Genomic DNA, 26,448 nt, shown 5'->3' with positions numbered 1-26,448 from the left:
CACAAAAAAGCCCCTGCCGATTGCTCAGCAGGGGCTTTCGCCTGGCGTTGTAGGAAACTTACAGGCCGGCAGCGTCACGCAGCGACTGGGCGCGGTCGGTACGCTCCCAGGTGAAGGTGGTGAAGGTGTCGTCGCCGACCGTCTTCTGCTGCGGGGTACGGCCGAAGTGGCCGTAGGCAGCGGTTTCCTGGTACATCGGGTGCAGCAGGTCGAGCATGGTGGTGATGGCGTAAGGACGCAGGTCGAAGCACTCGCGCACCAGCTGGATGATCTTGTCGTCGGAGACCTTGCCGGTACCGAAGGTGTTGATCGAGATGGAGGTCGGCTGGGCCACGCCGATGGCGTACGACACCTGGATCTCGCAACGCTCGGCCAGGCCGGCGGCGACGATGTTCTTGGCCACGTAGCGGCCGGCGTAGGCGGCGGAACGGTCGACCTTGGATGGGTCCTTGCCGGAGAACGCGCCACCACCATGGCGGGCCATGCCGCCGTAGGAGTCGACGATGATCTTGCGCCCGGTCAGGCCGCAGTCACCCACCGGGCCACCGATGATGAAGTTGCCGGTCGGGTTGATGTGGTACTGGGTGCCCTTGTGCAGCAGTTCGGCAGGCAGGGTGTGCTTGACGATCAGCTCCATCACGGCTTCCTGCAGGTCTTTCTGCGAAACCTCAGGGTTGTGCTGGGTCGACAGCACCACGGCGTCGATGCCGACCACCTTGCCATTTTCGTAACGGCAGGTGACCTGCGACTTGGCGTCCGGACGCAGCCATGGCAGCAGTTTCGATTTGCGCGCCTCGGCCTGGCGCTCGACCAGACGGTGCGAGAAGCAGATCGGTGCCGGCATCAGCACATCGGTTTCGTTGCTGGCGTAGCCGAACATCAGGCCCTGGTCACCGGCGCCCTGGTCTTCCGGGCGGGAACGGTCGACGCCCTGGGCGATGTCCACCGACTGTTTGCCGATGATGTTCATCACGGCGCAGGTGGCGCCGTCGAAACCGACGTCGGAGCTGTTGTAGCCGATGTCGATGATGACCTTGCGCACCAGCTCTTCCAGGTCGACCCAGGCGGAGGTGGTGACTTCGCCGGCGATGATGGCGACGCCGGTCTTGACCAGGGTTTCGCAGGCTACGCGGGCGTATTTGTCCTGGGCGATGATGGCATCAAGGACGGCGTCCGAAATCTGGTCGGCGATCTTGTCCGGATGCCCTTCGGACACGGACTCGGAGGTGAAAAGGGAGTATTCGCTCATCTCGAAGGTTCCTGAAATTTACCGATGGTGTATGTCGCCAGCCGTCCGCTGGAAATGGCGGACCTGGATCTGGAAACCGTTACGCAAGCCCACGTACAGGCTGTCCCCGGGGGCCAGCCCGGCGTCGTTGGCCCAACGGGCCAGGTCGTCCTGTTCGAAGCCAAGCCACAGGTCGCCGCAGGCTTCGCGCGCCCACCCCTGGTCATGGCTGCACAGTTCGGTTACCAGCAGGCTGCCGCCTGCCTTCACCCGTTTGGCCAGCTGGCGCAAGGCCAGGGCCGGGTCGCTGAAATGGTGCAGCACCATGTTCAGCACAACGCAGTCGGCGGCCACATCCGTTGCACCCAGTGCATCGGCCAACTGCAGGTTCACGTTGTCGAGCCCTTCGCGCTGGCACACCTGGCGCGCCAGTTCGAGCATGGTCGGGCTGTTGTCCAGGGCGGTGACCTGGGCGAAGCGCCGGGCCAGGTCGGGCAGGAAGCCACCGTCACCGGGGCCGACCTCCAGGGCGCTGGCGGCCGGGTCGAAATTCAGTTTGTCGAGCAGCGCCAGCAGGCTTTCGCGGTACTGCGGCAGGCCGGCGATCAGGTCTTGCTGGGCGCGGAACTTCTCTTCCACGCGCAGGAAGAAGTCCTGGCTGGTGGCTGCGCGGCGTTGCTGCACCTGGGCAATGCGCGCCTGCACGTCAGGCGGAAGAGTCAGGTCGTCCACCTCTTCGAGCAGCGCCGCGTGCAGCCGACCTCCCAGGCGCAAGCTGTCGGGCAGGGCGCGGCGGTAGAAGATGGCATTGCCCTCGCGGCGGGTCGCCACCAGCTCGGCCTGGGCCAGCACTTTAAGGTGATGGCTCATGCCCGACTGGCCCACGTCGAAGATCTGCGCCAGCTCCAGCACGCCGAACGAGTCGTTGGCCAGGGCGCGCAATACGTTCAGGCGCAGCTCGTCGCCACTGGCTTTGCACAGGGCAGCCAATGCTTCGCGTTGCTCGGGGATCGATTGCGCACGGAGGTTCATGGTGCGGCAGTCTAGACAGGCATCGTTGCCCTAGCAAGGGCAATATCAAAAAGTTTTGATATTGAGTGATGAGTGGGGTGGTTCTCCCGGTTTTACCCCGAATTGAATGCCAATCGCAGGAAAATCCCCCGACTGCGACCATACGTCATTGCCCCAAGCCCCCCCAGTGGGCGAAAATGGCCGCCTTTTTTCGTGACACCACCTATTCAAGCCCCCAGGAGATCAGCGATGCCCAGCCGTCGTGAACGTGCCAACGCCATTCGTGCCCTCAGCATGGATGCCGTGCAAAAGGCCAACAGCGGCCACCCAGGTGCCCCCATGGGCATGGCGGATATCGCCGAAGTGCTTTGGCGCGACTATCTGAAGCACAACCCGGGCAACCCGAGTTTCTCCGACCGTGACCGCTTCGTGCTGTCCAACGGCCACGGTTCGATGCTGATCTACTCGCTGCTGCACCTGACCGGCTACGACGTCACCATCGATGACATCAAAGGCTTCCGCCAGCTGCACAGCCGCACCCCGGGCCACCCGGAATACGGCTACACCCCAGGCGTCGAGACCACCACCGGCCCGCTCGGCCAGGGTATCGCCAACGCCGTGGGCTTCGCCCTGGCCGAAAAAGTGCTCGCCGCCCAGTTCAACCGTGATGGCCATAACATCGTCGACCACCACACCTACGTGTTCCTCGGCGACGGCTGCATGATGGAGGGCATCTCCCATGAAGTCGCCTCGCTGGCCGGCACCCTGGGCCTGAACAAGCTGATCGCCTTCTACGACGACAACGGCATTTCCATCGACGGCGAAGTGCACGGCTGGTTCACCGACAACACCCCGGCGCGCTTCGAAGCGTACAACTGGCAGGTGATCCGCAACGTCGACGGCCATGACGCCGACGAGATCAAGACCGCCATCGAGACCGCTCGCAAGAGCGATCGCCCGACCCTGATCTGCTGCAAGACCATCATTGGTTTCGGCTCGCCGAACAAGCAGGGCAAGGAAGACTGCCACGGCGCACCGCTGGGCAACGACGAAATCGCCCTGGCTCGCAAGGAACTGAACTGGAACCACGGCCCGTTCGAAATCCCGGCCGACATCTATGCCGAGTGGGACGCCAAGGCTGCCGGTGCCAAGGTTGAAGCCGACTGGAACCAGCGCTTCGACGCCTACGCCAAGGCCTACCCGGAGCTGGCTGCCGAGTTCAAGCGCCGTGACAGCGGCGAGCTGCCGGCCGACTTCAGCGAGAAGGCCCAGGCCTACATCAACGAAGTGGCCGCCAAGGGCGAAACCATCGCCAGCCGCAAGGCCAGCCAGAACGCCCTGAACGCCTTCGGCCCGCTGCTGCCAGAGTTCCTCGGCGGTTCGGCCGACCTGGCCGGTTCCAACCTGACCCTGTGGAAGGGCTGCAAGGGTGTCGAAGCCAACGACGCCAGCGGCAACTACGTGTTCTACGGCGTGCGCGAGTTCGGCATGACCGCCATCATGAACGGCGTTGCCCTGCACGGTGGCCTGGTGCCTTACGGCGCGACCTTCCTGATGTTCATGGAATACGCCCGTAACGCCGTGCGCATGTCGGCACTGATGAAGCAGCGCGTGATCCACGTCTACACCCACGACTCCATCGGCCTGGGCGAAGACGGCCCGACTCACCAGCCGATCGAGCAACTGACCAGCCTGCGCAGCACGCCGAACCTGGACACCTGGCGCCCAGCCGACGCGGTGGAATCTGCCGTGTCCTGGAAAAGCGCCCTGGAGCGCAAGGACGGCCCTTCGGCGCTGATCTTCTCGCGCCAGAACCTGCAGCACCAGGACCGCGACGCCCAGCAGATCGCCGACATCAGCCGCGGTGGCTACGTGCTCAAGGACTGCGCCGGCGAGCCTGAGCTGATCCTGATCGCCACCGGTTCCGAAGTGGGCCTGGCTGTTCAGGCGCACGCCAAGCTGACCGAACAAGGCCGCAAGGTGCGCGTGGTTTCCATGCCGTGCACCAGCGTGTTCGATGCCCAGGACGCTGCCTACAAGCAGTCCGTGCTGCCGCTGGAAGTGGGTGCGCGTATCGCCATCGAGGCCGCTCACGCCGACTTCTGGTACAAGTACGTCGGCCTGGAAGGTCGTATCATCGGCATGACCACCTACGGTGAGTCGGCGCCGGCTTCGGCACTGTTCGAAGAGTTCGGCTTCACCCTGGAGAACATCCTCGGTACTGCCGAAGAGCTGCTGGAAGACTGATACAAGGAAGGCGAGGGCCTTTGGCCCTCGTTCGCGGCACAAGGCCGCTCCTACAGGGTATTACGCACGCCGTCCCCTGTAGGAGCGGCCTTGTGCCGCGAATGGGCTGCGCAGCGGCCCCGTTCAACTGCCGGAGTTCAAGAGCTACCTATGCCCCACCTGCGTCCCTACAAAGTTGCACTCAACGGTTATGGCCGTATCGGCCGCTGTGTCCTGCGCGCGCTGTTCGAGCGGGGGGCAAAGGCCGGTTTCGAGATCGTCGCGCTGAACGACCTGGCCGACCAGGCCAGCCTTGAATACCTGACACGCTTCGACTCCACCCACGGGCGCTTCCCCGGTGAGGTGAAGGTCGATGGGGACTGTCTGCATATCAATGGCGACTGCGTGAAGGTGATGCGCAGTGCCACCCCCGAGGGCATCGACTGGGCCGCCCTGGACATCGACCTGGTACTGGAGTGCTCCGGCGCCTACCACACCCGCGCCGATGGCCAGCGCTTCCTCGACGCCGGCGCGCCTCGGGTGCTGTTCTCGCAGCCGATGGCCAGCGAGGCCGATGTCGATGCCACGGTGGTCTACGGCGTCAACCAGGCCTGCCTGACCGGCAGCGAGCGCCTGGTGTCCAACGCCTCTTGCACCACCAACTGCGGCGTGCCGCTGCTGCGTGTGCTGGACCAGGCATTCGGTATCGAGTACGTGCAGATCACCACCATCCACTCGGCGATGAACGACCAGCCGGTGATCGACGCCTACCACCACGAAGACCTGCGCCGCACGCGCTCGGCCTTCCAGTCGGTGATCCCGGTGTCCACTGGTCTGGCGCGAGGCATCGAACGCCTGCTTCCGGAACTTGCCGGGCGAATCCAGGCCAAAGCGGTACGCGTACCGACCGTCAACGTCTCGTGCCTGGATATCACCCTGCAGACCGCCCGCGATACCAGCGCGGCCGAAGTCAACCGGGTGCTGCGCGAGGCGGCGCTGGAAGGCCCGCTGAAAGGCTTGCTGGCCTACACCGAGTTGCCCCACGCCAGCTGTGATTTCAACCATGACCCGCATTCGGCGATCGTCGATGCCAGCCAGACCCGTGTTTCCGGCCCTCGCCTGGTGAACCTGCTGGCCTGGTTCGACAACGAATGGGGGTTCGCCAACCGTATGCTCGACGTTGCCGAACACTATCTGCACGTCGTCCACCCAACCCGCAACAAACAGCCCTGAAGGACTGCATTCATGACCGTGTTGAAGATGACCGACCTCGACCTGCAAGGTAAGCGCGTACTGATCCGCGAAGACCTCAACGTGCCTGTGAAGGACGGTGTGGTAGCCAGCGACGCGCGTATCCTGGCAGCGCTGCCGACCATCAAGCTGGCCCTGGAGAAGGGTGCGGCGGTAATGGTCTGCTCGCACCTGGGCCGCCCGACCGAGGGTGAATTCTCCGCCGAGAACAGCCTCAAGCCGGTCGCCGACTACCTGAGCAAGGCCTTGGGCCGCGACGTGCCGCTGGTTGCCGACTACCTGGACGGTGTCGAGGTCAAGGCTGGTGACCTGGTGCTGTTCGAGAACGTGCGCTTCAACAAGGGCGAGAAGAAGAACGCCGACGAGCTGGCGCAGAAATACGCCGCCCTGTGCGACGTGTTCGTCATGGACGCTTTCGGTACTGCCCACCGTGCCGAAGGTTCGACCCATGGTGTTGCCAAGTTTGCCAAGGTCGCTGCTGCTGGCCCTCTGCTGGCAGCCGAGCTGGATGCCCTGGGCAAAGCCTTGAAGGCCCCGGCCAAGCCGATGGCGGCCATCGTTGCCGGTTCCAAGGTCTCCACCAAGCTGGATGTGCTGAACAGCCTGAGCTCGGTGTGCGACCAGCTGATCGTCGGTGGCGGCATCGCCAACACCTTCCTGGCCGCAGCCGGCCACCCGGTAGGCAAGTCGCTGTACGAGCCTGACCTGGTCGATACCGCCAAGGCCATCGCTGCCAAGGTCAGCGTTCCTCTGCCGGTCGATGTCGTGGTTGCCAAGGAATTCGCCGAGAGCGCCGAAGCCACCGTCAAGGCCATTGCCGACGTTGCCGCTGACGACATGATCCTGGACATCGGCCCGCAAACCGCAGCCCACTTCGCCGAGCTGCTGAAGTCGTCGAAGACCATCCTGTGGAACGGCCCGGTCGGCGTGTTCGAATTCGACCAGTTCGGCAACGGCACCAAGGTGCTGGCCAAGGCCATCGCCGACAGCGCTGCGTTCTCCATCGCCGGTGGCGGTGACACCCTGGCTGCCATCGACAAATATGGCGTTGGCGCCGATATCTCCTACATTTCTACCGGTGGTGGCGCCTTCCTCGAGTTCGTCGAGGGCAAGGTACTGCCGGCCGTGGCGATCCTGGAAGAGCGGGCCAAGGCCTGATGACGTCGGCGCTTGGCAAAGGGAGCGGCCTGATGGTCAAGCAATTGCCTGTGATGATGCTGGCTGGCCTGCTGAGCGCATGCGCCGGCAGCCCGTCCTCGGATACCGACCCGGCGCAGCCGCCCAAGGGCGGTTGCTACCAGTCCGAGTGGCAGGCCGAGACCGTGCCGGTAATCAGCAAGCGCGTGGGCCCGGAAGGCCTGGAAAAGTACGACGAAGACCACCAGCGCAAGGCGCCTGGTTGCCCTTGAACCCGGCATTTCGTCGGGTCGGGCAACCAAGCGGCCGCTGCATGGTCATCTAGAGGATATGTAATGAAAGCGCTTTTGGCCGTGACGGCCCTGGCGACACTGGCAGGATGCTCGCTGCTGAAGCCGGCGCAACCCGCTCCGGCAGACGACTGGACCCGCTGGGTCTGCGACACTCAGGCTGAAGTGCTGTGGCGCTTCGCCGATGTGCAGCGCGATCAGGTCGATGTGCGCCTTGGTGGCGGCGACCAGGTCTACCGGCTCAAGGCCGAGCCGGGTGCCTCGGGTGCGCTGTACAGCGATGGCATGCTGGCCTTCCATACCAAGGGCGAAGAAGGCCTGGTGTACTGGGTGGCAACCAACGATCTGATTGGGCGGGGCTGCAAGGCACCGTGACTGGCCGGGCCGCGAGGGTGGCCCACACTACTTGAACAGCAACCGCCCCTGCGGCAGGCTTGCACGAAACAAACGACGCTTGTCGGGAGAGAGATACACAATGGCACTCATTAGCATGCGCCAGATGCTGGACCACGCCGCCGAGTTCGGTTACGGCGTACCAGCTTTCAACGTCAACAACCTCGAGCAGATGCGCGCCATCATGGAAGCGGCCGACAAGACCGACTCCCCGGTGATCGTCCAGGCTTCGGCCGGTGCCCGCAAATATGCCGGTGCCCCGTTCCTGCGTCACCTGATCCTGGCGGCCATCGAAGAATTCCCGCATATCCCGGTGTGCATGCACCAGGACCACGGCACCAGCCCTGACGTCTGCCAGCGCTCGATCCAGCTGGGCTTCAGCTCGGTGATGATGGACGGCTCGCTGGGTGAAGATGGCAAGACCCCGACCGACTACGAGTACAACGTTCGCGTTACCCAGCAGACTGTTGCCATGGCGCACGCCTGCGGTGTTTCGGTAGAAGGCGAGCTGGGCTGCCTGGGTTCGCTGGAAACCGGCATGGCTGGTGAAGAAGACGGCATCGGCGCCGAAGGCGTGCTGGACCACAGCCAGATGCTGACCGACCCGGAAGAGGCTGCCGACTTCGTCAAGAAGACCCAGGTCGACGCCCTGGCCATCGCCATCGGTACCAGCCACGGTGCCTACAAGTTCACCAAGCCACCAACCGGTGACGTGCTGGCCATCGACCGCATCAAGGAAATCCACAAGCGCATCCCCAACACCCACCTGGTGATGCACGGTTCGTCCTCGGTGCCGCAAGAGTGGCTGGCGATCATCAACCAGTACGGCGGCGACATCAAGGAAACCTACGGTGTACCGGTCGAGGAAATCGTCGAAGGTATCAAGTACGGCGTGCGCAAGGTCAACATCGACACCGACCTGCGTCTGGCTTCCACTGGTGCCATGCGCCGCCTGATGGCGCAGAACCCGAGCGAGTTCGACCCGCGCAAGTTCTTCGGTGAAACCATCAAGGCCATGCGTGACGTGTGTATCGCTCGTTACGAAGCCTTCGGCACCGCTGGCAATGCCTCGAAGATCAAGCCGATCTCCCTGGAAGGCATGTACCAGCGCTACCTGAAAGGTGAGCTGGCCGCCAAGGTCAACTGATCTTCTGGTATTAATGAAAAAGCCCGCAGCGATGCGGGTTTTTTCATTTTTGGGTGTTAGAACCTTGCGCGGGCATGCCCGCGAAAAGGCCGGCACATATTCCCGGCAAAGCGACCGTTAGTCGGCTACCGTATAGTTGAGGCACTGATAGCGTTCTGATTGCATTGCGTGTTATCCGCTCAGGTCTAGAGTACTAGTGGATCCAACCGTATCTTGAAGTCGGTCACATAATAGAGAAGCAGCATGGATGGCGCTCAACCTCACCCTCAGCCACTGGATGGCAACTCGGTTCTTCTGGTGGTAGACGATTACCCCGAAAACCTCATCAGCATGCGGGCATTGCTGGCCCGTCAGGATTGGCAGGTGTTGACGGCAAACTCGGGGATGGAAGCCCTGGGTGCTTTGCTTGAACACGATGTCGACCTGGTGCTGCTGGATGTACAGATGCCGGAGATGGACGGCTTCGAAGTCGCCCGACTGATGCGCGGCAGCCAGCGCACTCGGCTGACCCCGATCATTTTCCTCACCGCCAATGAACAGTCCGAAGCGGCCGTGCTCAAGGGTTACGCCAGTGGCGCCGTGGACTACATGTTCAAACCGTTCGACCCGCAAATTCTCAAGCCCAAGGTCCAGGCCCTGCTCGACCAGCAGCGCAATCGGCGCATGCTGCAGCGCCTGACCCGTGAGCTGGAAACGGCCAGGGCTTTCAACGCGTCGATCCTGGAGAACGCTGCCGAGGGCATTCTGGTGGTGGATGCCCAAGGCATCATCAGCTTTGCCAACCCGGCCATTTCCCGTTTGTTGTCAGCGCCAGTCCAGCAGTTGCAGGGCGCCCATCTGCTCGATTTGGTGCAACTGGCCAGTGCCTGCTTGTGGAACGAGTCGGAGTTCTACCAGGCTTACTTAGGGGGGCGCATCTTCCGTGTTCACGATGCCCAGCTGCGCACCCTTGGCGGGGAGCTGGTGCCGGTGGCGTTGTCCTGTGCTCCACTGCCGGCCGAGCAAAAGGCCATGGTGGTCACCGTGCTGGACATGTCGGTGGTGCGCAACCTGCACCAGCAGCTGGAGTACCAGGCCGTCACCGACCCGCTTACCGGCCTGCTCAACCGCCGCGGGTTCTACCAGGCCGCCGAAGGTGCGCTGCTGCGCAACGAGCGCTCGGACAAGGCACAGGCGCTGATGTACATGGACCTGGATGGCTTCAAACGCATAAACGACTCGCTCGGCCACGACGCGGGCGACCGGGTGCTGCACTGGGTGGCCGAACAGCTCAAGGATTGCCTGGGCAGTGAAGCGCTGCTGGCGCGCATGGGCGGGGACGAGTTCACTGCACTGTTCGACAGCCTGCCTTACCCGGAGCAGGCTGGGCGCTATGCCGAGCGGTTGCTGGAACGCATTTCCATCAGCCACCAGGTGGAAGGGCTGGATGTGAGCCTTGGGGTGAGCATTGGCATCGCCACTTATCCGGATTGCGGGGCCAATGTCGAAGGCCTGCTGCGCGCGGCCGATGCGGCGATGTACGCAGCGAAGCAGGCCGGGCGCCAGCAATATCGCTTCTACGATCAGGAACTCAATGGCAGGGCACGTTCGCGGCTGATGCTCGAGGACAGCGTACGCACGGCCGTGGAGCAGCAAGACTTCACTCTGGTTTATCAACCGCAGGTCGGCTTCATCGATGGCCGCCTGCGTGGCTTCGAGGCCTTGTTGCGCTGGCAGCATCCCAGTGTCGGCGACGTACCGCCGGGGCTGTTCATCCCGTTGCTGGAAGAGGCGCGCTTGATCAACCGCCTGGCCAGCTGGATCTACCGCCAGGGCGCGGCCCAGCGCCAGGCCTGGTGCCAGCGTTTCTCGGCGGACCTGGTGCTGGGTATCAGCCTGAGCCGCGCGCAGTTCGCCATGCCCAGCCTGGTAGACGAACTGCACCGGGTCATCCAGCTTTACCAGTTGGACCCGGCGCAGCTGGAGGTGGAAGTGGCGGAAACCTCGCTGATGTACAACATCGATGCGGCGGTGAAACAGATACACCGCTTGCGTGAGCTGGGTGTGCGGGTGGCGCTGGATGACTTTGGTGCCGGCGACTGTTCGTTGCGCATGTTGCGCGACCTGCCGATCGATACCCTCAAGCTCGACCGCCACCTGGTGGCGCGCTTGCCCGACTCGGTGGTGGATGCCGCGCTGGTGCGCAGCGTCATCGGCCTGTGCCTCGACTACAGCATCACGGTGATCGCCGAGGGGGTGGAAACCCCGGCTCAGGCAGCCTGGCTCAAAGCCAATGGCTGTGAGTACGTGCAGGGGTTCCTGGTGGCTTACCCGATGACCGCCACGGATGCCAGCAGCTTCCCGGCGATTTTCTCCTGGCCGGGGCCATGATTGGCTAGAATCGGCATTCGTTACACCGAATGCAGCGCCATGACCGTATTACGATATTTGCAAGCTTATCCGCCGCACCTGCAGCAGCAAGTGCGGCAGATGATCGACAGCGACCGCCTGGGCGAGTACCTGCAGCGCCGCTACCCCGACCGCCATGACGTGCAGAACGACAAGGCGTTGTACGGCTATGCCCAGGATTTGCGCCAGCAATACCTGCGCAGCGCGCCGAACCTGGACAAGGTGCTGTTCGACAATCGTCTCGACCTGACCCATCGGGCCCTGGGCCTGAATACGGCGATATCAAGGGTGCAGGGCGGCAAGCTCAAGGCGAAGAAGGAAATCCGCATTGCCTCGCTGTTCAAGGAGGCCGCGCCGCAGTTCTTGCGCATGATCGTGGTGCACGAACTGGCACACCTGCGCGAGCGCGACCACAACAAGGCGTTCTACCAGCTCTGCCAGCACATGGAGCCGGACTACCACCAACTGGAATTCGACCTGCGCGTCTACCTGACCTATCGGGAGCTGCCGGGCAACTGTTAAGGACCACGCAGCATGGAAGTGAGCAAGACCAAGAGCAGCTTCTACCGGCGCCTGTACGTAGCCTGGCTGATCGACAGCCAGACCGCGACCAGCGTTCCGGCCCTGATGGAAGCGACCGGCATGCCCCGGCGCACCGCCCAGGACACCATTGCGGCACTAGCCGACCTGGATATCGTCTGCGAGTTCGAACAGCAGGAAGGCGCGCGCAACCACGCCGGGCATTACCGCATTCATGACTGGGGGGCGATCGACAAGCAGTGGATCATCCAGCATCTGCGGCAGGTTCGCGAAGTGCTGGGGTATCCCTGATCCACTGCGGGCTGCTTTGCAGCCCGGCGATCTCATCCCTTGCGCATCCCGATATGCGGAATGTCGTCCTCAAGATATTCCTCGCCCACCACAGCGAACCCATGCCGGGCATAGAACGCCTGCAAATGCGCCTGCGCCGACAGATAAACCGGCACCCCCGGCCAGCAATGCTCCGCTGCCTTCAACCCCTTGAGCAGCAAGGTATGCCCCAGCTTCAGCTTGCGCGCCGCGGGTGCAGTCACCACCCGCCCGATCACCACATCCCCACCCTGGGATTGCGGGTCGAGCAGGCGCAGGTAGGCCACCAGCTTGTCATCCTGCCAGCCCATCAGGTGCAGGGTATCGCCGGTCAGGTCTTGGCCATCGACTTCCTGGTAGGCGCAGCGTTGCTCGACCACGAACACTTCCGTGCGTAACTGCAGAATGGCGTAGAGCTGGTCCTTGCTGAGATCGGTGTGGTGCTTGCAAAGCCAGTCGATGGACATTGGTGCGAACTCCTTGAGTGGACCGTCGATCATCGCATGATGCACGTGCCACGGCCAAAATAGAGGCTAAATGACACTATTGGCCGCTGCCCTCGGCGACGCCTTTGTGTAATCTCATTGGCAGTGTGTGCCCTCCATTGCGAAAGGACGTGAGCATGCGGCCACTGCTTTGTGTTCTGGGATTGTTGGCAATGATGCTTGCAACACCCGCCCTGGGTCACGAAAAGCTGCGGCTGGTGGCCGACAATTGGCCGCCGTTCACCGATGCCAGCATGCCGGGCGGTGGCCTGGCGACCAGCATCGTCACCACGGCGCTGGCCCGGGCCGGCTACACCAGTGGGGTCGAAGAGGCTCCTTGGGCGCGGGCTCTGCTGGGGGTGAGCGAGGGGCGTTACGACGTACTGATCAACGCCTGGTACAACGACTCGCGCGCCAGCATCGGGCAGTTTTCCGAAGCCTACCTGGTCAACCGCATTCGCCTGTTGCAACGCAAGGGCGAGGCGTTTCGTTACAAGCGCCAGTCAGATTTGTACCCCTACAGCATCGCTGTGGTGCGTGATTACGCCTATTCTCCCGCGTTCGACCGCGACACTCGCCTGCACAAGGTGGCGGTGCGCAACTTTCCCTCTGCGGTACGCATGCTGGCGGCAGGGCGGGTGGACCTGGCGGTGGAAGACGAGTACGTGGCCCGTTACAACTTGCAGCGCGAGCTGCCGGAGGTACGCGATGGGGTGATGCTGGTGGAGCCGCCGTTGGGAGAGAACACCCTGCATATCCTGGTCAGCCTGAAAAACCCGGAGCATGCGCGGATCGTCGAGCGGTTCGAGCAGGCGATTGCGGCGATGAAGGCGGATGGCAGCTATGCGCGGCTCATGCGCCAGCATGGCTTTTGATCTATATCGCCTGTGCCGGCCTCTTCGCGGGTAAACCCGCTCCCACAGGTATTACACAGGACTTGAAACTTGTGGGGTTCCTGTGGGAGCGGGTTCACCCGCGAAGAGGCCGGCACAGACGATATTACAACTCAGGCCGGTGCACCTTCCTTGATCAAATGCGCTGCCAAGGTCCGCAGCGGCCCCAACTGCCGGCAGATCAACGCCAACTGCGTCTGTACCAGCCGCTGGTGCTCGTCCAGCTCTTCCGGCATCTGCTCCAGGGCATTGGCCAGCGCCTCTTCGGCATCACTGTGAATCGCCACTGGTAGCCGCGCGGCCAGGCCGTTGGCAATCTCGTCCAGGCTGCTGGCCAGGCTTTGCCCGGCACCTTCGATCAATTGCTCCTGCACCTCCGCCGGCAAGGCGGTGTCGCGGTGCGCGCCCAGCCCCGAGAGGTAGCTGAGCAAGGTATGCGACAGCACCAGGAAGCGGAAGCCGACGTCGGCCTCCTTCCGGAAATGCCCCGGCTCCATCAGCATGTTGGCCAAGGTGGTGGACAGCGCCGCGTCGGCGTTGTGGGCGTTGCGCCGGGCCAGGCGGTAGGCCAAATCATCGCGCTTGCCGTGGGCATACTGCTGCATGATCTGCCGCAGGTACACGCTGGCGCAGGCCAGCGTATTGGCCAGCGCCTTGTTCAGCCGCCGCCCCTGCCAGTCGGGAAGGAACAGGAACACCGCAAGGATGGCGATCAGGCTACCGACCAGGGTATCGAACAGACGCGGCAGGAACAGGCCATAGCCATCGCCGATCTGGTTGAAGCAGAACAGCACCATCAGGGTGATCGCGGCTGTTGCCAAGGTGTAACGGGTGGTGCGGTTGACGAAGAACACCACCCCGGCGACCACGGCGAACAACGACTGGATGACCGGGTTGGGGAACAGGTCGAACAATGCCCAGCCTACTGTCAGGCCGACGGCGGTGCCGGCTATCCGCTGCACCAGCTTGCGTCGGGTCGCACCGTAGTTGGGCTGGCACACGAACAGCGTGGTTAGGATGATCCAGTAGCCCTGAGTGGGGTGGATCAGGTGCACCATGCCATAGCCGATCGACAACGCCAGGGGTAGGCGCAGGGCATGGCGGAACAGCAGCGAGGTCGGCGTCAGTTGGGTGCGCAGTCGGGTCCACACATCCTTCAGCGAGCGTGGCGAGCGGTCGAGCAGGCTGCTATCGCTGGTGTCGGCCAGGCTGTCCGGGTTGCTGGCGGCGCTGAGCAGGCGGTCGAGCGTCGCCAGGTTGGCCGCCAGTGCCCGCAGCGAGCGAAGCAGGCCACGCCAGGCCGGGTTGTTCTGCGTGCGCAGGTGTTCCAGCGAGGCGTTGAGGTCTTCGAGGGCTTCGGGATAACCGCTGGCCAGCACGAACGGCTGGCGCAGGCGGATCGATCGGGCCAGCTCCTGGCAGGACGAGCCCTGTTTGCGTAGCAGGCGCTGGCAGCGGAACATCACGTCGCTGTGGAAAAAAGCCTCGGTCAGGGCGTTGTAGGGATAGTGCGAAGCACTGACCCGTTCATGGATGTCCTGGGCCAGGAAGTACAGCTTGAGGTAGCGGCTGACCTTGGAGTTCGGCTGGCTGTTGCCCACCCGGTGCAGGATGATTTCCTTGGCCGCGTTGAGCGCCGCCACCACCTTGCCGTTCTGCTGGGCCAGCTCCAGGCGCCGGGCTTCGACGTCTAGGGTGCGGACGGGTTCGAACAGGCTGGCCTTGAGCTTGAGGTAGCTGCCCAGCTCGAAAAACAGCTTGGCCAGGCTCTGCTGCACCGGCTGGTTGGAAAACAGCGCCTGCCACAGCACCGACAGCAGCCCATACCAGGCTGCGCCCGCCACCAGCAGTAGCGGTTCGTGCCAGAAATCGGTGACTTGGCCGCCGCGCTGGTCCACGCCGATCATGGTGTACACCGCAGTGATCAGGGTCGCTGAAGCGATGGCACCATAGCGTTCGCCCAAGGCACCGAGCATCGTCAGGCCAAAGGCCGCCAAGGCCAGGGCAATGACGAATACCCACGGGTAGGGGAACAGCAGTTCGACCGCCAGTGCGGCGATGGCAAAACACACCAGGGTGACGGCCAGGGCGCTGAGGCGGCCCTGCCAGCTGTCATCGGTTTCGGCCAGGGCGCTGGCGATGATGCCGAGGAACAGCGGAATCAGCAGGGCCATTTCGTTCTGGTACCAGCACAGGGCCAGGCTGCCGGTGAGGGCGATGGTGACCCGGATGCTGTAGCTGAACTTGTCTTGACCCCACAGGCGACGCAGTGACTGACGGAACGAGCTCGATGACATGATGGCCTGCTAGGCAGTGATCAGAGAAATACCGTTCGAGGCCGTGTCATTGGGGCCGCTGTGCGGCCCATTCGCGGCACAAGGCCGCTCCTACAGTCGATCGCGTCCCCTGTAGGAGCGGCCTTGTGCCGCGAATGGGCTGCATGGCAGCCCCATGCGAATTTCGGCACTCCCAGCACGGGCCAGCAAGAAGCATTCCGTGCTGCTGAATGGATTCTACTCTACACGAACTGCGCCGCGGCGTTGGCGGAGGCCCAGGCCCACTGGAAATTGAAACCGCCCAAATGGCCAGTCACATCCAGCACTTCACCAATGAAATACAACCCAGGGCTTTTCAGCGATTCCATGGTCTTGGACGACACCTCTCGGGTATCCACGCCGCCCAGGGTCACTTCGGCAGTGCGATAGCCCTCGGTGCCGGCCGGTACCACCTGCCAGTTCGCCAGCTTCTCGGCGATCTGTGCCAGTTCCGCCGGTGTGTACTGCTTCATGGGCCGGGACTCGAACCACTGCTCGGCCAGCAGGTTGGCCAGCTTGCGGGTAAATACCTCGCCCAGCACGGTTTTCAGCTCGGTGTTGGCGCGTTCGGCCTGCATCTGTTGCAGCCAGGTCAGTGCATCACGGTCGGGCAGCAGGTTGATCTCGACTGTGTCGCCTGCTTCCCAGAACGAGGAAATCTGCAAAATCGCCGGGCCGCTGAGGCCGCGGTGGGTAAACAGCAGGTTCTCGCGGAAGCTGGTGCCGTTGCAGCTGGCGGTGCAATCCAGCGATGTGCCGGACAACTCGGTGCACAGTGCCTTCAGTTGGGGCTCGGTGATGGTGAACGGCACCAGCCCGGCGCGGGTCGGCAGCAGGGTGTGGCCGAACTGGCGGGCCACCTGGTAGCCGAAGCCGGTGGCACCCAGGGTCGGGATCGACAGGCCGCCGGTGGCGATCACCAGCGACTGGCAGGCGAACTGGCCGCCGCTGGTCTGCAGCAGGTAGCCCCCTTCGGTCTTCTCGATCTGCTCGATGCTGGTGTGCATGCGGATCTCGGCGCCGGCCTCATCGCATTCGGCCAGCAGCATGTCGAGGATGTCACTGGCCTTGTTGTCGCAAAACAGCTGGCCGAGTTTCTTCTCGTGGTAGGCCACGCCGTGCTTGCACACCAGCTCGATGAAGTCCCACTGGGTGTAGCGAGCCAGGGCCGACTTGCAGAAATGCGCATTCTGCGAGAGGAAGTTGCCCGGCTCGGTATACATGTTGGTGAAGTTGCAGCGGCCGCCGCCGGACATGAGGATTTTCTTGCCCGGTTTGTTGGCGTGGTCGAGCACCAGTACCCGGCGGCCACGGCGGGCGCTGAGCTGTGCGCACATCAGGCCGGCGGCGCCGGCGCCGAGGATGATCACGTCGGTGGAGTGCACGGTGTTACCTCTTCAGGATTGCTGGGGGCTGCTTTGCAGCCCTCTCGCGACACAAGGCCGCTCCTACAGGAGTTTGCGATCCCCTGTAGGAGCGGCCTTGTGTCGCGAAAGGGCCGCAAAGCGGCCCCAAAATTAGGTCAGACGATGCGGACTTTCAGGGAGCGCCCCTTGATCTTGCCGCTGTTCAAGCGCTGCATGGCCTGCTTGGCCAGCGGTCGCTCCACGGCCACGAACGCCTGGAAATCGAAGATCGCAATCTTGCCCACCTGCTTGCCGGGGATACCGGCATCACCGGTCAACGCCCCGAGGATGTCACCCGGGCGCAGCTTGTCCTTGCGCCCGGCAGCGATGCACAGGGTGCTCATAAGCGGCAGCAGCGGTTCGCCACCCTTGTGCTTCAGGCTGTCCAGCTGGTCCCAGCGCAGCGGGCTCTTCTGCAGGTCTTCGATGGCCTGGGCGCGGTGGCCTTCGGCCGGTGCCACCAGGCTGACCGCAATGCCTTTCTCGCCAGCACGGCCGGTGCGGCCGACACGGTGCACATGGATTTCCGCATCACGCGCCAGTTCGACGTTGATGACCATGTCCAGGCCATCGATGTCCAGGCCGCGGGCGGCCACATCGGTAGCCACCAGCACCGAGCTGCTGCGGTTGGCGAACATGGTCAGCACCTGGTCGCGGTCGCGCTGCTCCAGGTCGCCATGCAGGGCCTGGGCAACGATGCCCTTGGCGGTCAGGTGGGCGACCACATCCTCGCACTGCTGCTTGGTGAAGCAGAACGCCACGCAGGACTGCGGGCGGTAGTGGCCGAGCACGCGGGTGACCGCCTCGAGGCGCTGTTGCGGGTCGATCTCGATGAAGCGCTGCTCGATCTGATTGTCGGCATGCAGGCTCTCGACCTTGACCTGTTGCGGGTTGCGCATGAAGTCGGCGGCCAGTTGCTTGATGCCGGCCGGGTAGGTGGCCGAGAACAGCAGGGTCTGGCGGCGCGACGGGGTCTTGCCGATGATGCTGGCGATGGCATCGAAGAAGCCCATGTCGAGCATGCGGTCGGCCTCGTCCAGCACCAGGGTGTTCAGCCCGTCGAGCACCAGGGTGCCTTTGTCCAGGTGCTGCTGGATGCGCCCTGGGGTGCCGACGATGATGTGTGCGCCGTGCTCCAGCGAAGCGATCTGCGGGCCCAGCGAAACGCCGCCGCACAGGGTCAGGATCTTGATGTTGTCCTCGGCGCGGGCCAGGCGGCGCAGCTCCTTGGCCACTTGGTCGGCGAGTTCGCGGGTAGGGCACAGCACCAGCGCCTGGCAACCGAAGTAGCGCGGGTTGATCGGGTTGAGCAGGCCGATGCCGAAGGCGGCGGTCTTGCCGCTGCCGGTCTTGGCCTGGGCGATCAGGTCCTGCCCCTTGAGGATGACCGGCAGGCTCTGGGCCTGGATCGGTGTCATCGAGGCATAGCCGAGGGCGTCCAGGTTGGCCAGCATGGCAGTGGACAGCGGCAAGGTGGCAAAGGCGGTGGATTCGGTGGTCACGAGGCGGGCCTGCGGTGCGAAGCGAAAAATGCCGCATAGTCTACCAGCCTCATGGCCATTCACCCTACGACTCCATGTGTTGTTCCGGACGACGGGCACGCCTTCCGTCCGTCGGCGACAGCTGCAGGAATATTGCCGCCGCCAGCATGGCCATCACGCCGATGGTAACGAAGGTCAGCTGGAATGCACCCAAGGTGGTTTCCACACCGTCGGCGTTTCCGGCTGCGGTAAAGCCGCCGAGCAATGCCCCTGCACATGCCACGCCCAGGCTCAGGGCCAGCTGCGCGACCACCGACAACAGGCTGTTGCCGCTGCTGGCGCTGGCGTCGTCGAGGTCGATCAGGGTTACCGTGTTCATCGCGGTGAACTGCATCGAGTTGACCGCGCCGAGCAGGCCCAGCTGAATCAGCAGCACGGCATAGGGCGTCTGTTCGTCGACCAGCCCGAGGCTGGCCAGCAGCAGGCCCAGCAGCAGGGTGTTGCCGGTGAGGATGATGCGGTAGCCAAAGCGTTCGATCAGTGGTCGGGCAATGGACTTGGCCAGCATCGCCGCAGCCGCCAGCGGGATCATGCTCATGCCGGCCTGGGCCGGCGAGTAGCCCAGCGCCACTTGCAGCAGCAACGGCACAAGGAACGGCAGCGCGCCGCTGCCCAGGCGGGCGAACAGGTTACCGAGAATACCGATGGCAAAGGTGCGCACGCGGAACAGGCTGGGTGAGAACAACGGCTCCGGGTCGCGCCCGGCGCGCAGCCAGTAGGCCGCCAGGCAGGCCATGCCGGCGAACAGCAGCAACATCACCCGCAGGTGCGGCAGGTGCAGTTCGCCCAGGCCTTCCATGGCGATGGTGATCAATACCATCGCTGCGCCAAACAGCAGGAACCCGGGGCCGTCGAACGTGGTGCGCTCGGCGCCGCGCAGGTCGGGGATGAACTTCCACACGGCATAGCAGCCGATCAGGCCGACCGGCAGGTTGAGCAGGAAGATCCAGTGCCAGCTCAGTATTTCCACCAACCAGCCGCCAACCGTCGGGCCCAGTAGCGGCCCGAGCAGGCCGGGGATGGTGATGAAGCTCATGATGCGCACCAGCTCGGTGCGCGGGTAGGCACGTAGGACTACCAAGCGCCCGACCGGCAGCATCAGCGCACCGCCCAGCCCTTGCACGACACGGGCAAAGATCAGGAAACCGAGGCTGTTGGCGGCGGCGCACAGCAGCGAGCCGAAGCTGAACAGCAGGATGGCGCTGAAGAAGATGCGCTTGGTGCCGAAGCGGTCGGCGATCCAGCCTGAGGCGGGGATCAGCAGGGCCACGGTGAGCATGTAGGCGATGATCACGCCCTGCATGCGCAGCGGGTCTTCGGCCAGCGACCGGGCCATGGCTGGCAGTGCGGTGTTGAGGATGGTGCCGTCCAGGGACTGCATGAAAAAGGCGATGGCCACCACCCAAGGGATCCAGCGGGCGGTGACAGGGTCCAGCGGGGTGCGTTCGGGCATGACTTCCTCGTTTGTCAGTGCCGGCCCTTTCGCGGGCACGCCCGCTCCCACAGGTATCGCACCGCATCCGATGATGGTGCAATACCTGTGGGAGCGGGCATGCCCGCGAAGAGGCCGGTAATGCCTATCACAGTGTCAGGGTCAGGCCTTTGACCAGTGCCCCCGGCAAATGACTCGACCCGGTACTGCGCTGTCCATAGGTACTGGTCGACAGGATCATCTCGCGCTCGCTTGTCAGGTCCTCCAGCTGGCTGCCGAGCAAGCTGTACAGGCTGTCATCGAAGCGCATGGTGCTCACCGGGCCCTGGATCTGCCCGTTCTCCACCCAGAAGGTGGCGAAGCGGGTCAGCCCGGTCATGCGTGCCGCCGGCAGGTCGGAATAGTTCAGGTACCACAGGTTGCTGATGTACAGCCCGGTACCGAGCCGCTCCAGAATCTGCTCGCTCGGCAGGCTACCTGTTGCCAGGCTCAGCGCACACGGTGACTCGTAACTATCGGCGCCATTGGCCAACAGCTCGAACTCGGCCGCACTGCGCGCACTGATCAATCGCTGCCGGGCCTCGCCTTGCTGGATCAACGGCACATCCAGGCGCGGCGAGCCTTCATCGGAAAACGCAGGGCTCAGCGAACCGCTGACCTGCTCGGTGAAACTCACCAGTGGGCTCAGCCGCGCATCGCCGTTGTACAGGCGCTGCAGGGCACTGTTGCCAGTGGCCAGGGCCTGTGCGGAAAAACCGTCCCAGCACAGCATGCCGGCTATTTCGTCCATGGCCGCCGGGGCCAGGTAGGCGCGGTAGCTGCCAGGCTTCAGCGTGACGGCAGGGCGGCCAAGGAAACCCAGCTGTTCCCGCGCCTGGCGCAGGCGTGCGGTGAAGTCGTCGGCGCTCCACACTTGCCCGGCATAATTGGCCTTCACCGCCTCGCCGTTTTCGTGGAACAGGCTCCAGTCGAAGTTGAAGCTGTTGGCCTGGTGCCAGCCGAAGGCCCCGAACGAGCTGGCGAAGCCCCGGCAGATGGGGCCGGCGGCGTAGATGCCGACAAGGTCAAGGTCGCCGGCTTCGCGCTCGAGCAAGGTCAGCACATCGCTCAGTTCGGGCAGCGGCTGCTCCTGCTGGCTGTGGCTGTGCCAGGCGCTTTCGTCCAGGCGCAGGTACGGATCGACCGCCAGCAGTGGCAAGGTCTGGCGCAGTTGCTCCAGGGCCGTGAACAGACGCTGGCTATCCAGTTGCGTGTCACCACTCAAGGTCACCTGTTGCTCTGCCTGGCGGCCATCGCGGATCAGCCGCAGTTGCGCGCCGGCCTGGTTCACGGTGCCGGCCTGGCGCACCTTGGCATGGTTGAAACGCACGAATTGCGATTGTTCGGCGCTGTAGCCGAGGGTGAACTGTTCGCCCGTCTGCAGGGCTTTGCGCACATCCCCGACCAGGGTTTCGAAAGCGTGTTTCATCAGGCGTCTCCTCCGAATACGTCGATCTGGCGGAACACGCAGGCCGGCGAGGCATGCCCCACCCGTACCACCTGGTTGGGTTCGCCCTTGCCGCAGTTGGGCGTGCCCAGCACCTGGAAGGTACTGCTGTCGCCGACCGCCGCCAGGTTGCGCCAGAACTGCGCGGAGATACCACGGTAGTTGGGGTTCTTGACGATGCCCTTGAGCTCGCCGTTTTCGATCAGTTGGCCCCATTCACAGCCGAACTGGAACTTGTTTCGAGCATCATCAATGGACCAGGAACGGTTGGTGCGCATCAGGATGCCGTGCTCGATGCCTTTCACCAGCTGATCCAGGCTCTGGTCGCCCGGCTCGATGTTGAGGTTGGCCATGCGGTCGATCGGCGCACGGTTCCAGCCGCAGGCGCGGCTGTTAGCCACGCCGTCGAGGCCGGAGCGGAACTGCGACAGCGCACCACCCAGCGGGCGCAGCAGCAGGCCATCGCGGATCAGGAACTGCTTGCTGGCCTGGGTGCCGTCATCATCGAAGCTGTAGCTGGCCAGCTCTTCGCCGATGGTCGGGTCGAAGGTCACGTTGAGCAGCGCGGAGCCGTACTGCAGGTGGCCGAAGTCATCGGCTTTGACGAAGCTGGTACCTGCGTAGTTGCGTTCGTCGCCGAGAATGCGGTCCATCTCCAGCGGGTGGCCGATGGATTCGTGGATCTGCAGCATCATCTGGTCCGGCATCAACAGCAGGTCGCGCGGGCCGCTGGGGGTGTTCGGCGCCAGCAGCAGTTGCAGCGCCTCGTCGGCCACCCGGCGGGCAGCACCGACCAGGCCGCAGCGCTCGATGACCTCGAAGCCGCCCTGCTGGCCGAAGTTGTCGCGGCCCAGGCTGCGGCTCTGGCTGTCCTGGCCGTCGCTGGCGGTCACCCCCAGGCCCGGGAACAGGAAGCGCTGGGCGTGGCGTAGCTCGGCGCCGGCCGAGTTCAGGTAGGTCTGCTCGACCAGGCTCAGGCCCAGGCTGGCCTGCCAGTCCACCAGGCGGCTGTCCTTGGGCACGCTGGCCGATTCGGCAGCGAGCAGGCCAAGGCAGTCGGCAAGGTTGGGCACGGGTTGGTCGAAGTTGGGCGAAATGTGGTCGTGGCGTGCGCTGGTCACCGGTTGCTCGCGCAGGTCCAGCAGGTTGTATCGGGCGATCTGCCTAGCCAGCGCCTCGGCCTGCTCCAGGGCGCGCTGCAGGCCGGCCTGGGACAGGTCGGCGGTGGCGGCATAGGCTTCCACGCCATTCACCCGCACGGTGAGCATGGCGCCCTCGTCCTGGCTGAAGAAGGGTGGTTCCGCGACGTTGCGGCGAACCGACAGCGCCTGGTGCGACTGTTTCACATGGCGCAGGGAAAACAGCTCGGCCGTACTGCGCAGCGTGGCAAAGCGCTGGCGCAGCAGGGCGCTGGTATCGAACATGTGGAAGCCTCCGTGTACACGGTGGCTCCCCCTTAGAACCACTCGTCCTGCATGGCGAGGCAAGTGTCGTCGCGCGCCTCGAGCAATGCCAGCTCATTATGGCAGCCAGGTACCTCCCAGGTCAGGAAATAACGCGCTGCCTGCAGCTTGCCGAGGTAGAAGTCGCGGTCGGTGGGTTTGCCCTTGAGCAGGCCGAGTTCGGCATGGATCGCCTGTTCCAGCCAGCGCCAGCCAATCACGCAGTGGCCGAAGGCCTTGAGGTAGAGAGCCGAGTTGGCCAGGGCGCCGGCGACTTTGCCCTCGGCCAGGTCACCCAGCAACGCCAGCGTCACACCTTGCAGGCGGTTGACCAGTTGCTCCAGCGGCTGGCGCAGTGGGTCGAGGTTCGCATGGTGGCTGGCGCGCTCACCGGTGGCAGCGATCGACCGGATCAACTGCTTGAGGCCGGCGCCATTGTTCTGCGCCAGCTTGCGGCCCAGCAGGTCGAGCGACTGGATGCCCTCGGTGCCTTCATGGATCGGGTTCAGGCGGTTGTCGCGGTAGTACTGTTCTACCGGGTACTCGCGGGTGTAGCCGTGGCCCCCGAGGATCTGGATCGCCAGTTCATTGGCCTTGAGGCAGAACGTCGAGGGCCAGGATTTGACGATCGGGGTCAGCAGGTCGAGCAGTTCCTGCGCCTGCTTGCGGGCCCTTTCGTCGCTGGCAGTCTGGGTGTCGTCGAACAGGCGCGCGGCATACAGACCCAGGTCGAAGGCGCCCTCCACGTAGGCCTTCTGTGCCAGCAGCATACGTTTCACATCGCTGTGCTCGATGATCGGCACAGCGGGGCTGTGCGGGTCTTTGTTGTCCGGCAACCGACCCTGCGGGCGCTGGCGGGCGTACTCCAGCGAATACAGGTAGCCGGCGTAACCGAGCATCACTGCGCCCATGCCGACACCGATGCGTGCCTCGTTCATCATCTGGAACATGCAGGCCAGGCCCTGGTGCGGCTGGCCGACCAGGTAGCCGACGCACTGGCCGTTGTCGCCGAAGTTCAGCGCGGTGGAGGTAGTACCGCGCCAGCCCATCTTGTGGAACAGCCCTGCCAGCAGCACATCGTTGCGCGGGCCACGGCTGCCATCTTCGTTGACCAGGTACTTGGGTACGATGAACAGCGAGATGCCCTTCACGCCGGGCGGAGCATCCGGAAGCTTGGCCAGAACCATATGCACGATGTTCTCCGACAGCTCGTGATCTCCGCCGGAAATGAAAATCTTGTTGCCCTTGAGCCGGTAGCTGCCGTCACCGGCAGGTTCGGCGCGGGTGCGGATATCGGCCAGCGACGAGCCAGCGTGGGGTTCGGTCAGGGCCATGGTGCCGAAGTAGCGGCCTTCGATCATCGGCTGCAGAAACAGGCGTTTCTGTTCATCGCTGCCGAAGCTCTCGATCAGGTTGGCCGCGCCCATGGTCAGGAACGGGTAGGCCGTGGTGCCGGCGTTGGCCGCCTGGAAGTGGGCGAAGCAGGCCTGCGAAACCAGGCTCGGCAGCTGCATGCCGCCGGCTTCGAAGTCACGGTTGGCGTTGAGGAAGCCGGCTTTGAGAAAGGCGTCGACGGCGGGTTTCACTTCAGGGATCAGTTCGGCTCGGCCATCCACGTAGCGCGGCTCGTTTTCGTCGGCCTTGCGGTTGTGCGGGGCGAAAAATTTCTCTGCGATGGTGCGGGCAGTTGAAAGCGCCGCATCGAAGGTTTCGCGGCTGTGCTCGGCGAAGCGCGGGCGTTGGGTCAGGGCCTCGGCGTCGAGGACTTCGTAGAGTTCGAAGGCGAGGTTGCGGGGGTTGAGCAGGGTCTCGGGCATGGTCGCGGTCCTGAGGCGGGATGCTGCGAGTGTAGGAGGGTGGTGGGGTGGGGGACAGGTTAATAGGTTTGGGTGATATGGGTTGAGAACTCCGGGATGCCTGGTGGTTGGTCGAACAGATCACGCGGGGTGGGGGCAGTTGTTGTTTTGCCTGTTCGGGCCCTTTCGCGGGTAAACCCGCTCCCACAAGTACTGCGCAGCCCCAGCCATCAACGCTGCACCTGTAGGAGCGGGTTTACCCGCGAAAGGGCCGGAGCAGGCGCAGGAAAATGTAGAGACGTTTCCCACAAGTCAGAGTGGAACTGGACTACTGCGGATCGAATGCCATTTGGCCTTGAATGTGTGCTTTGGTGTTCGCAATGAGGCTTTTCTGATGAGTGATGTCCACAAGAACGACTTGACTGATTTCGAGGGCAAGCAACTTCCCTTCTTCGTAGTCTCGCCCCTGAAGTTTGGCGTAATGACCTTCTTCACCCTTGGTTTTTACTGGCTGTATTGCTTTTATCAGAGCTGGAAGCTGTATGGAGTGAGGACAGGAGAAAAGGTCAGCCCATTCTGGCGAAGCGCTTTTGCAGTGTTCTTCATCTACCCGTTATTGAGAAGGGTGAATGATCATATTCGCGAGTCAGGCAGAACCTACCCTTGGTCCATTCTGGGGCTCACGCTGGGCTACTACGGTATGTGTGCTGTCTGGGTGGCTGCCACTGTGATTCTGGATGATCAGTTGTGGGCGGCGTATTTTGCGGGTGTAGTCATTCAAGCAGCTTGGTTGGTCATTCTGGTGCCCATGCAGAAAGGCGCCAATTTCAGCGCGGGGGATGAGGCAGGAGTGGCCAACAGCCGTTTCACGCTGGCCAATTGGTTGTGGATGCTGCTGGCTGCCGTAATTACAGCAGCGCAGCTGTTTGCTTTGATCACACTTTCGTCCATGGCTTGAGCAGCGTCGCAGCAGAATTTGCCGGGGCCGCTTTGCGGCCCTTTCGCGGCGAAAGGCCGCCCCTGCGAAGCTCGGTATTCCGGCGCGGTTCGAAGAGGGAGCATATTGAAGAACTCGAACTTGAGCTGGCATGCGATCGCTTTCCTGTTTTGGGGAGGCATGGACGCGTTCTACATCTGCCTTTATGTTTTCCGCAGTACGGAGCGAGGTGCCATACCTTTCTGGACGGATTTCAAGGACGCATTGAGCAACATGCAGATCTGGGGAGGAGGGCTAGAGCTAATCGTCTGGCTAGGCCTGATTCTGCAGCTTTCGTTGATAGCGACCTGCGGGTTGTTTCTTATGCGTTGCCGGTTGGCTGTCTACTTGGCGATGGTGCAGATCCCCTTTCGCATCTTTTTTATCGTTCCGTCGATATCCATAATCCTGTTGTTGCCGATGCTGGCTTCCAGTATCAGTAACTCGGTGTGGATTGGGCTGATGCTGATTTCGGAGGCTGGGAAAGGCTGGTGCCTATTGTGGCTCTGGCGAAAGCGCGGGTAACGGTGTGCGCCGGGTTTTTTGGATTTTTCTACCGGTCAGTCAACCCATGCACAGCTGCCACCCTCTTGTTTGACAGCAGGTGGTGATAGTTCCTGATCCACCCCTGAACGCAGATTCACTCGAAGATCCTAATCTAGGTCGCGAACTTCGCACTGAGGCTTAATGATGTGTCGCCTGAGCCGGCCCTTTCGCGGGCATGCCCGCTCCCACAGGTACGGTGCAAGTCATGAA

Annotated in this window: 22 protein-coding genes; 12 read left to right on the top strand and 10 right to left on the bottom strand. The window is 63.4% G+C overall.

Annotation, left to right across the window (positions count from 1 at the left end):
• Positions 1-58: 58 nt before the first annotated feature.
• Both metK and GEV38_RS25080 read right to left on the bottom strand, forming a co-directional pair.
• Positions 59-1,249, bottom strand: a complete 1,191-nt coding sequence (gene metK, locus GEV38_RS25085; RefSeq protein WP_015272060.1) for a methionine adenosyltransferase — start codon at positions 1,247-1,249, stop codon at positions 59-61.
• Between the two features lie 18 nt (positions 1,250-1,267).
• Positions 1,268-2,260, bottom strand: coding sequence for a metalloregulator ArsR/SmtB family transcription factor (locus GEV38_RS25080; protein ID WP_015272059.1), 993 nt, complete (start codon positions 2,258-2,260; stop codon positions 1,268-1,270).
• Between the two features lie 228 nt (positions 2,261-2,488).
• Between GEV38_RS25080 and tkt the strand changes: the two genes are divergently transcribed.
• The 9 genes from tkt (at position 2,489) to GEV38_RS25035 (ending at position 11,902) form a co-directional block, all read left to right on the top strand.
• Positions 2,489-4,486 carry a transketolase gene (gene tkt, locus GEV38_RS25075; protein ID WP_054572174.1) on the top strand — a complete coding sequence of 666 codons (1,998 nt, stop codon included), beginning with the start codon at positions 2,489-2,491 and terminating at the stop codon, positions 4,484-4,486.
• 150 nt (positions 4,487-4,636) lie between these two features.
• A complete protein-coding gene (gene epd, locus GEV38_RS25070; protein WP_015272057.1) occupies positions 4,637-5,698 on the top strand; it encodes an erythrose-4-phosphate dehydrogenase in 1,062 nt (353 codons plus the stop codon).
• 12 nt (positions 5,699-5,710) lie between these two features.
• On the top strand, positions 5,711-6,874 hold the full coding sequence (locus tag GEV38_RS25065; protein ID WP_013974501.1) for a phosphoglycerate kinase: 1,164 nt from the start codon (positions 5,711-5,713) through the stop codon (positions 6,872-6,874).
• On the top strand, positions 6,874-7,125 hold the full coding sequence (locus GEV38_RS25060; protein ID WP_015272056.1) for a hypothetical protein: 252 nt from the start codon (positions 6,874-6,876) through the stop codon (positions 7,123-7,125). Before GEV38_RS25065 ends, GEV38_RS25060 begins: the two co-directional genes overlap by 1 nt.
• 63 nt (positions 7,126-7,188) lie before the next feature.
• Positions 7,189-7,518, top strand: coding sequence for an MliC family protein (locus GEV38_RS25055; RefSeq protein WP_015272055.1), 330 nt, complete (start codon positions 7,189-7,191; stop codon positions 7,516-7,518).
• A 100-nt stretch (positions 7,519-7,618) separates the two neighbouring features.
• Complete coding sequence (fba, locus tag GEV38_RS25050) at positions 7,619-8,683, top strand: class II fructose-bisphosphate aldolase (RefSeq protein WP_015272054.1); 1,065 nt, start codon at positions 7,619-7,621, stop codon at positions 8,681-8,683.
• 243 nt (positions 8,684-8,926) lie between these two features.
• Positions 8,927-11,053, top strand: a complete 2,127-nt coding sequence (locus tag GEV38_RS25045) for a bifunctional diguanylate cyclase/phosphodiesterase (RefSeq protein WP_054572173.1) — start codon at positions 8,927-8,929, stop codon at positions 11,051-11,053.
• Between the two features lie 39 nt (positions 11,054-11,092).
• Entirely contained in the window at positions 11,093-11,593 is a 501-nt protein-coding gene (locus tag GEV38_RS25040; protein ID WP_003259625.1) for a M48 family metallopeptidase, read from the top strand.
• 12 nt (positions 11,594-11,605) lie between these two features.
• Positions 11,606-11,902 (top strand): helix-turn-helix domain-containing protein, encoded by a 297-nt coding sequence (locus GEV38_RS25035; RefSeq protein ID WP_013974495.1) that lies wholly within the window; start codon positions 11,606-11,608, stop codon positions 11,900-11,902.
• Between the two features lie 32 nt (positions 11,903-11,934).
• On the opposite strand, the gene GEV38_RS25030 is transcribed toward GEV38_RS25035, so the two are convergent.
• On the bottom strand, positions 11,935-12,387 hold the full coding sequence (locus tag GEV38_RS25030; protein WP_054572172.1) for a GNAT family N-acetyltransferase: 453 nt from the start codon (positions 12,385-12,387) through the stop codon (positions 11,935-11,937).
• 155 nt (positions 12,388-12,542) lie between these two features.
• Here GEV38_RS25030 and GEV38_RS25025 point away from each other — a divergent pair, with 155 nt between their 5' ends.
• Positions 12,543-13,280, top strand: coding sequence for an ABC transporter substrate-binding protein (locus GEV38_RS25025; protein ID WP_043935950.1), 738 nt, complete (start codon positions 12,543-12,545; stop codon positions 13,278-13,280).
• 131 nt (positions 13,281-13,411) lie between these two features.
• On the opposite strand, the gene yccS is transcribed toward GEV38_RS25025, so the two are convergent.
• From yccS to GEV38_RS24990, 7 genes are all read right to left on the bottom strand, one after another.
• The gene (yccS, locus tag GEV38_RS25020; protein ID WP_054572171.1) at positions 13,412-15,595 is read right to left on the bottom strand and encodes a YccS family putative transporter; all 2,184 of its coding nucleotides are present in this window, start codon (positions 15,593-15,595) and stop codon (positions 13,412-13,414) included.
• Positions 15,596-15,816: 221 nt separating this feature from the next.
• The gene (locus GEV38_RS25015) at positions 15,817-16,998 is read right to left on the bottom strand and encodes an NAD(P)/FAD-dependent oxidoreductase (RefSeq protein WP_015272049.1); all 1,182 of its coding nucleotides are present in this window, start codon (positions 16,996-16,998) and stop codon (positions 15,817-15,819) included.
• A gap of 137 nt (positions 16,999-17,135) precedes the next feature.
• The gene (dbpA, locus tag GEV38_RS25010; RefSeq protein WP_230396947.1) at positions 17,136-18,473 is read right to left on the bottom strand and encodes an ATP-dependent RNA helicase DbpA; all 1,338 of its coding nucleotides are present in this window, start codon (positions 18,471-18,473) and stop codon (positions 17,136-17,138) included.
• 112 nt (positions 18,474-18,585) lie between these two features.
• Complete coding sequence (gene mdtD / locus GEV38_RS25005) at positions 18,586-20,013, bottom strand: multidrug transporter subunit MdtD (RefSeq protein ID WP_015272048.1); 1,428 nt, start codon at positions 20,011-20,013, stop codon at positions 18,586-18,588.
• Positions 20,014-20,140: 127 nt separating this feature from the next.
• Entirely contained in the window at positions 20,141-21,460 is a 1,320-nt protein-coding gene (locus GEV38_RS25000; RefSeq protein WP_054572170.1) for a TldD/PmbA family protein, read from the bottom strand.
• The gene (locus GEV38_RS24995) at positions 21,460-22,902 is read right to left on the bottom strand and encodes a TldD/PmbA family protein (protein WP_054572169.1); all 1,443 of its coding nucleotides are present in this window, start codon (positions 22,900-22,902) and stop codon (positions 21,460-21,462) included. Before GEV38_RS24995 ends, GEV38_RS25000 begins: the two co-directional genes overlap by 1 nt.
• A 32-nt stretch (positions 22,903-22,934) precedes the next feature.
• Positions 22,935-24,737, bottom strand: a complete 1,803-nt coding sequence (locus GEV38_RS24990) for an acyl-CoA dehydrogenase (RefSeq protein WP_015272045.1) — start codon at positions 24,735-24,737, stop codon at positions 22,935-22,937.
• Between the two features lie 373 nt (positions 24,738-25,110).
• On the opposite strand from GEV38_RS24990, the gene GEV38_RS24985 reads away from it, so the two are divergent.
• Both GEV38_RS24985 and GEV38_RS24980 read left to right on the top strand, forming a co-directional pair.
• Complete coding sequence (locus GEV38_RS24985) at positions 25,111-25,674, top strand: hypothetical protein (protein ID WP_081013925.1); 564 nt, start codon at positions 25,111-25,113, stop codon at positions 25,672-25,674.
• A gap of 105 nt (positions 25,675-25,779) precedes the next feature.
• Positions 25,780-26,217 carry a hypothetical protein gene (locus GEV38_RS24980; protein ID WP_054572167.1) on the top strand — a complete coding sequence of 146 codons (438 nt, stop codon included), beginning with the start codon at positions 25,780-25,782 and terminating at the stop codon, positions 26,215-26,217.
• The last annotated feature ends 231 nt before the right edge of the window (positions 26,218-26,448 follow it).

Source organism: Pseudomonas sp. 13159349 (assembly GCF_013305685.1).
GTDB classification, from domain to species: Bacteria; Pseudomonadota; Gammaproteobacteria; order Pseudomonadales; family Pseudomonadaceae; genus Aquipseudomonas; species Aquipseudomonas asiatica.
Note: the sequence above shows the minus strand (reverse complement) of the source record. Positions and strands in the feature narration are given on the sequence as shown.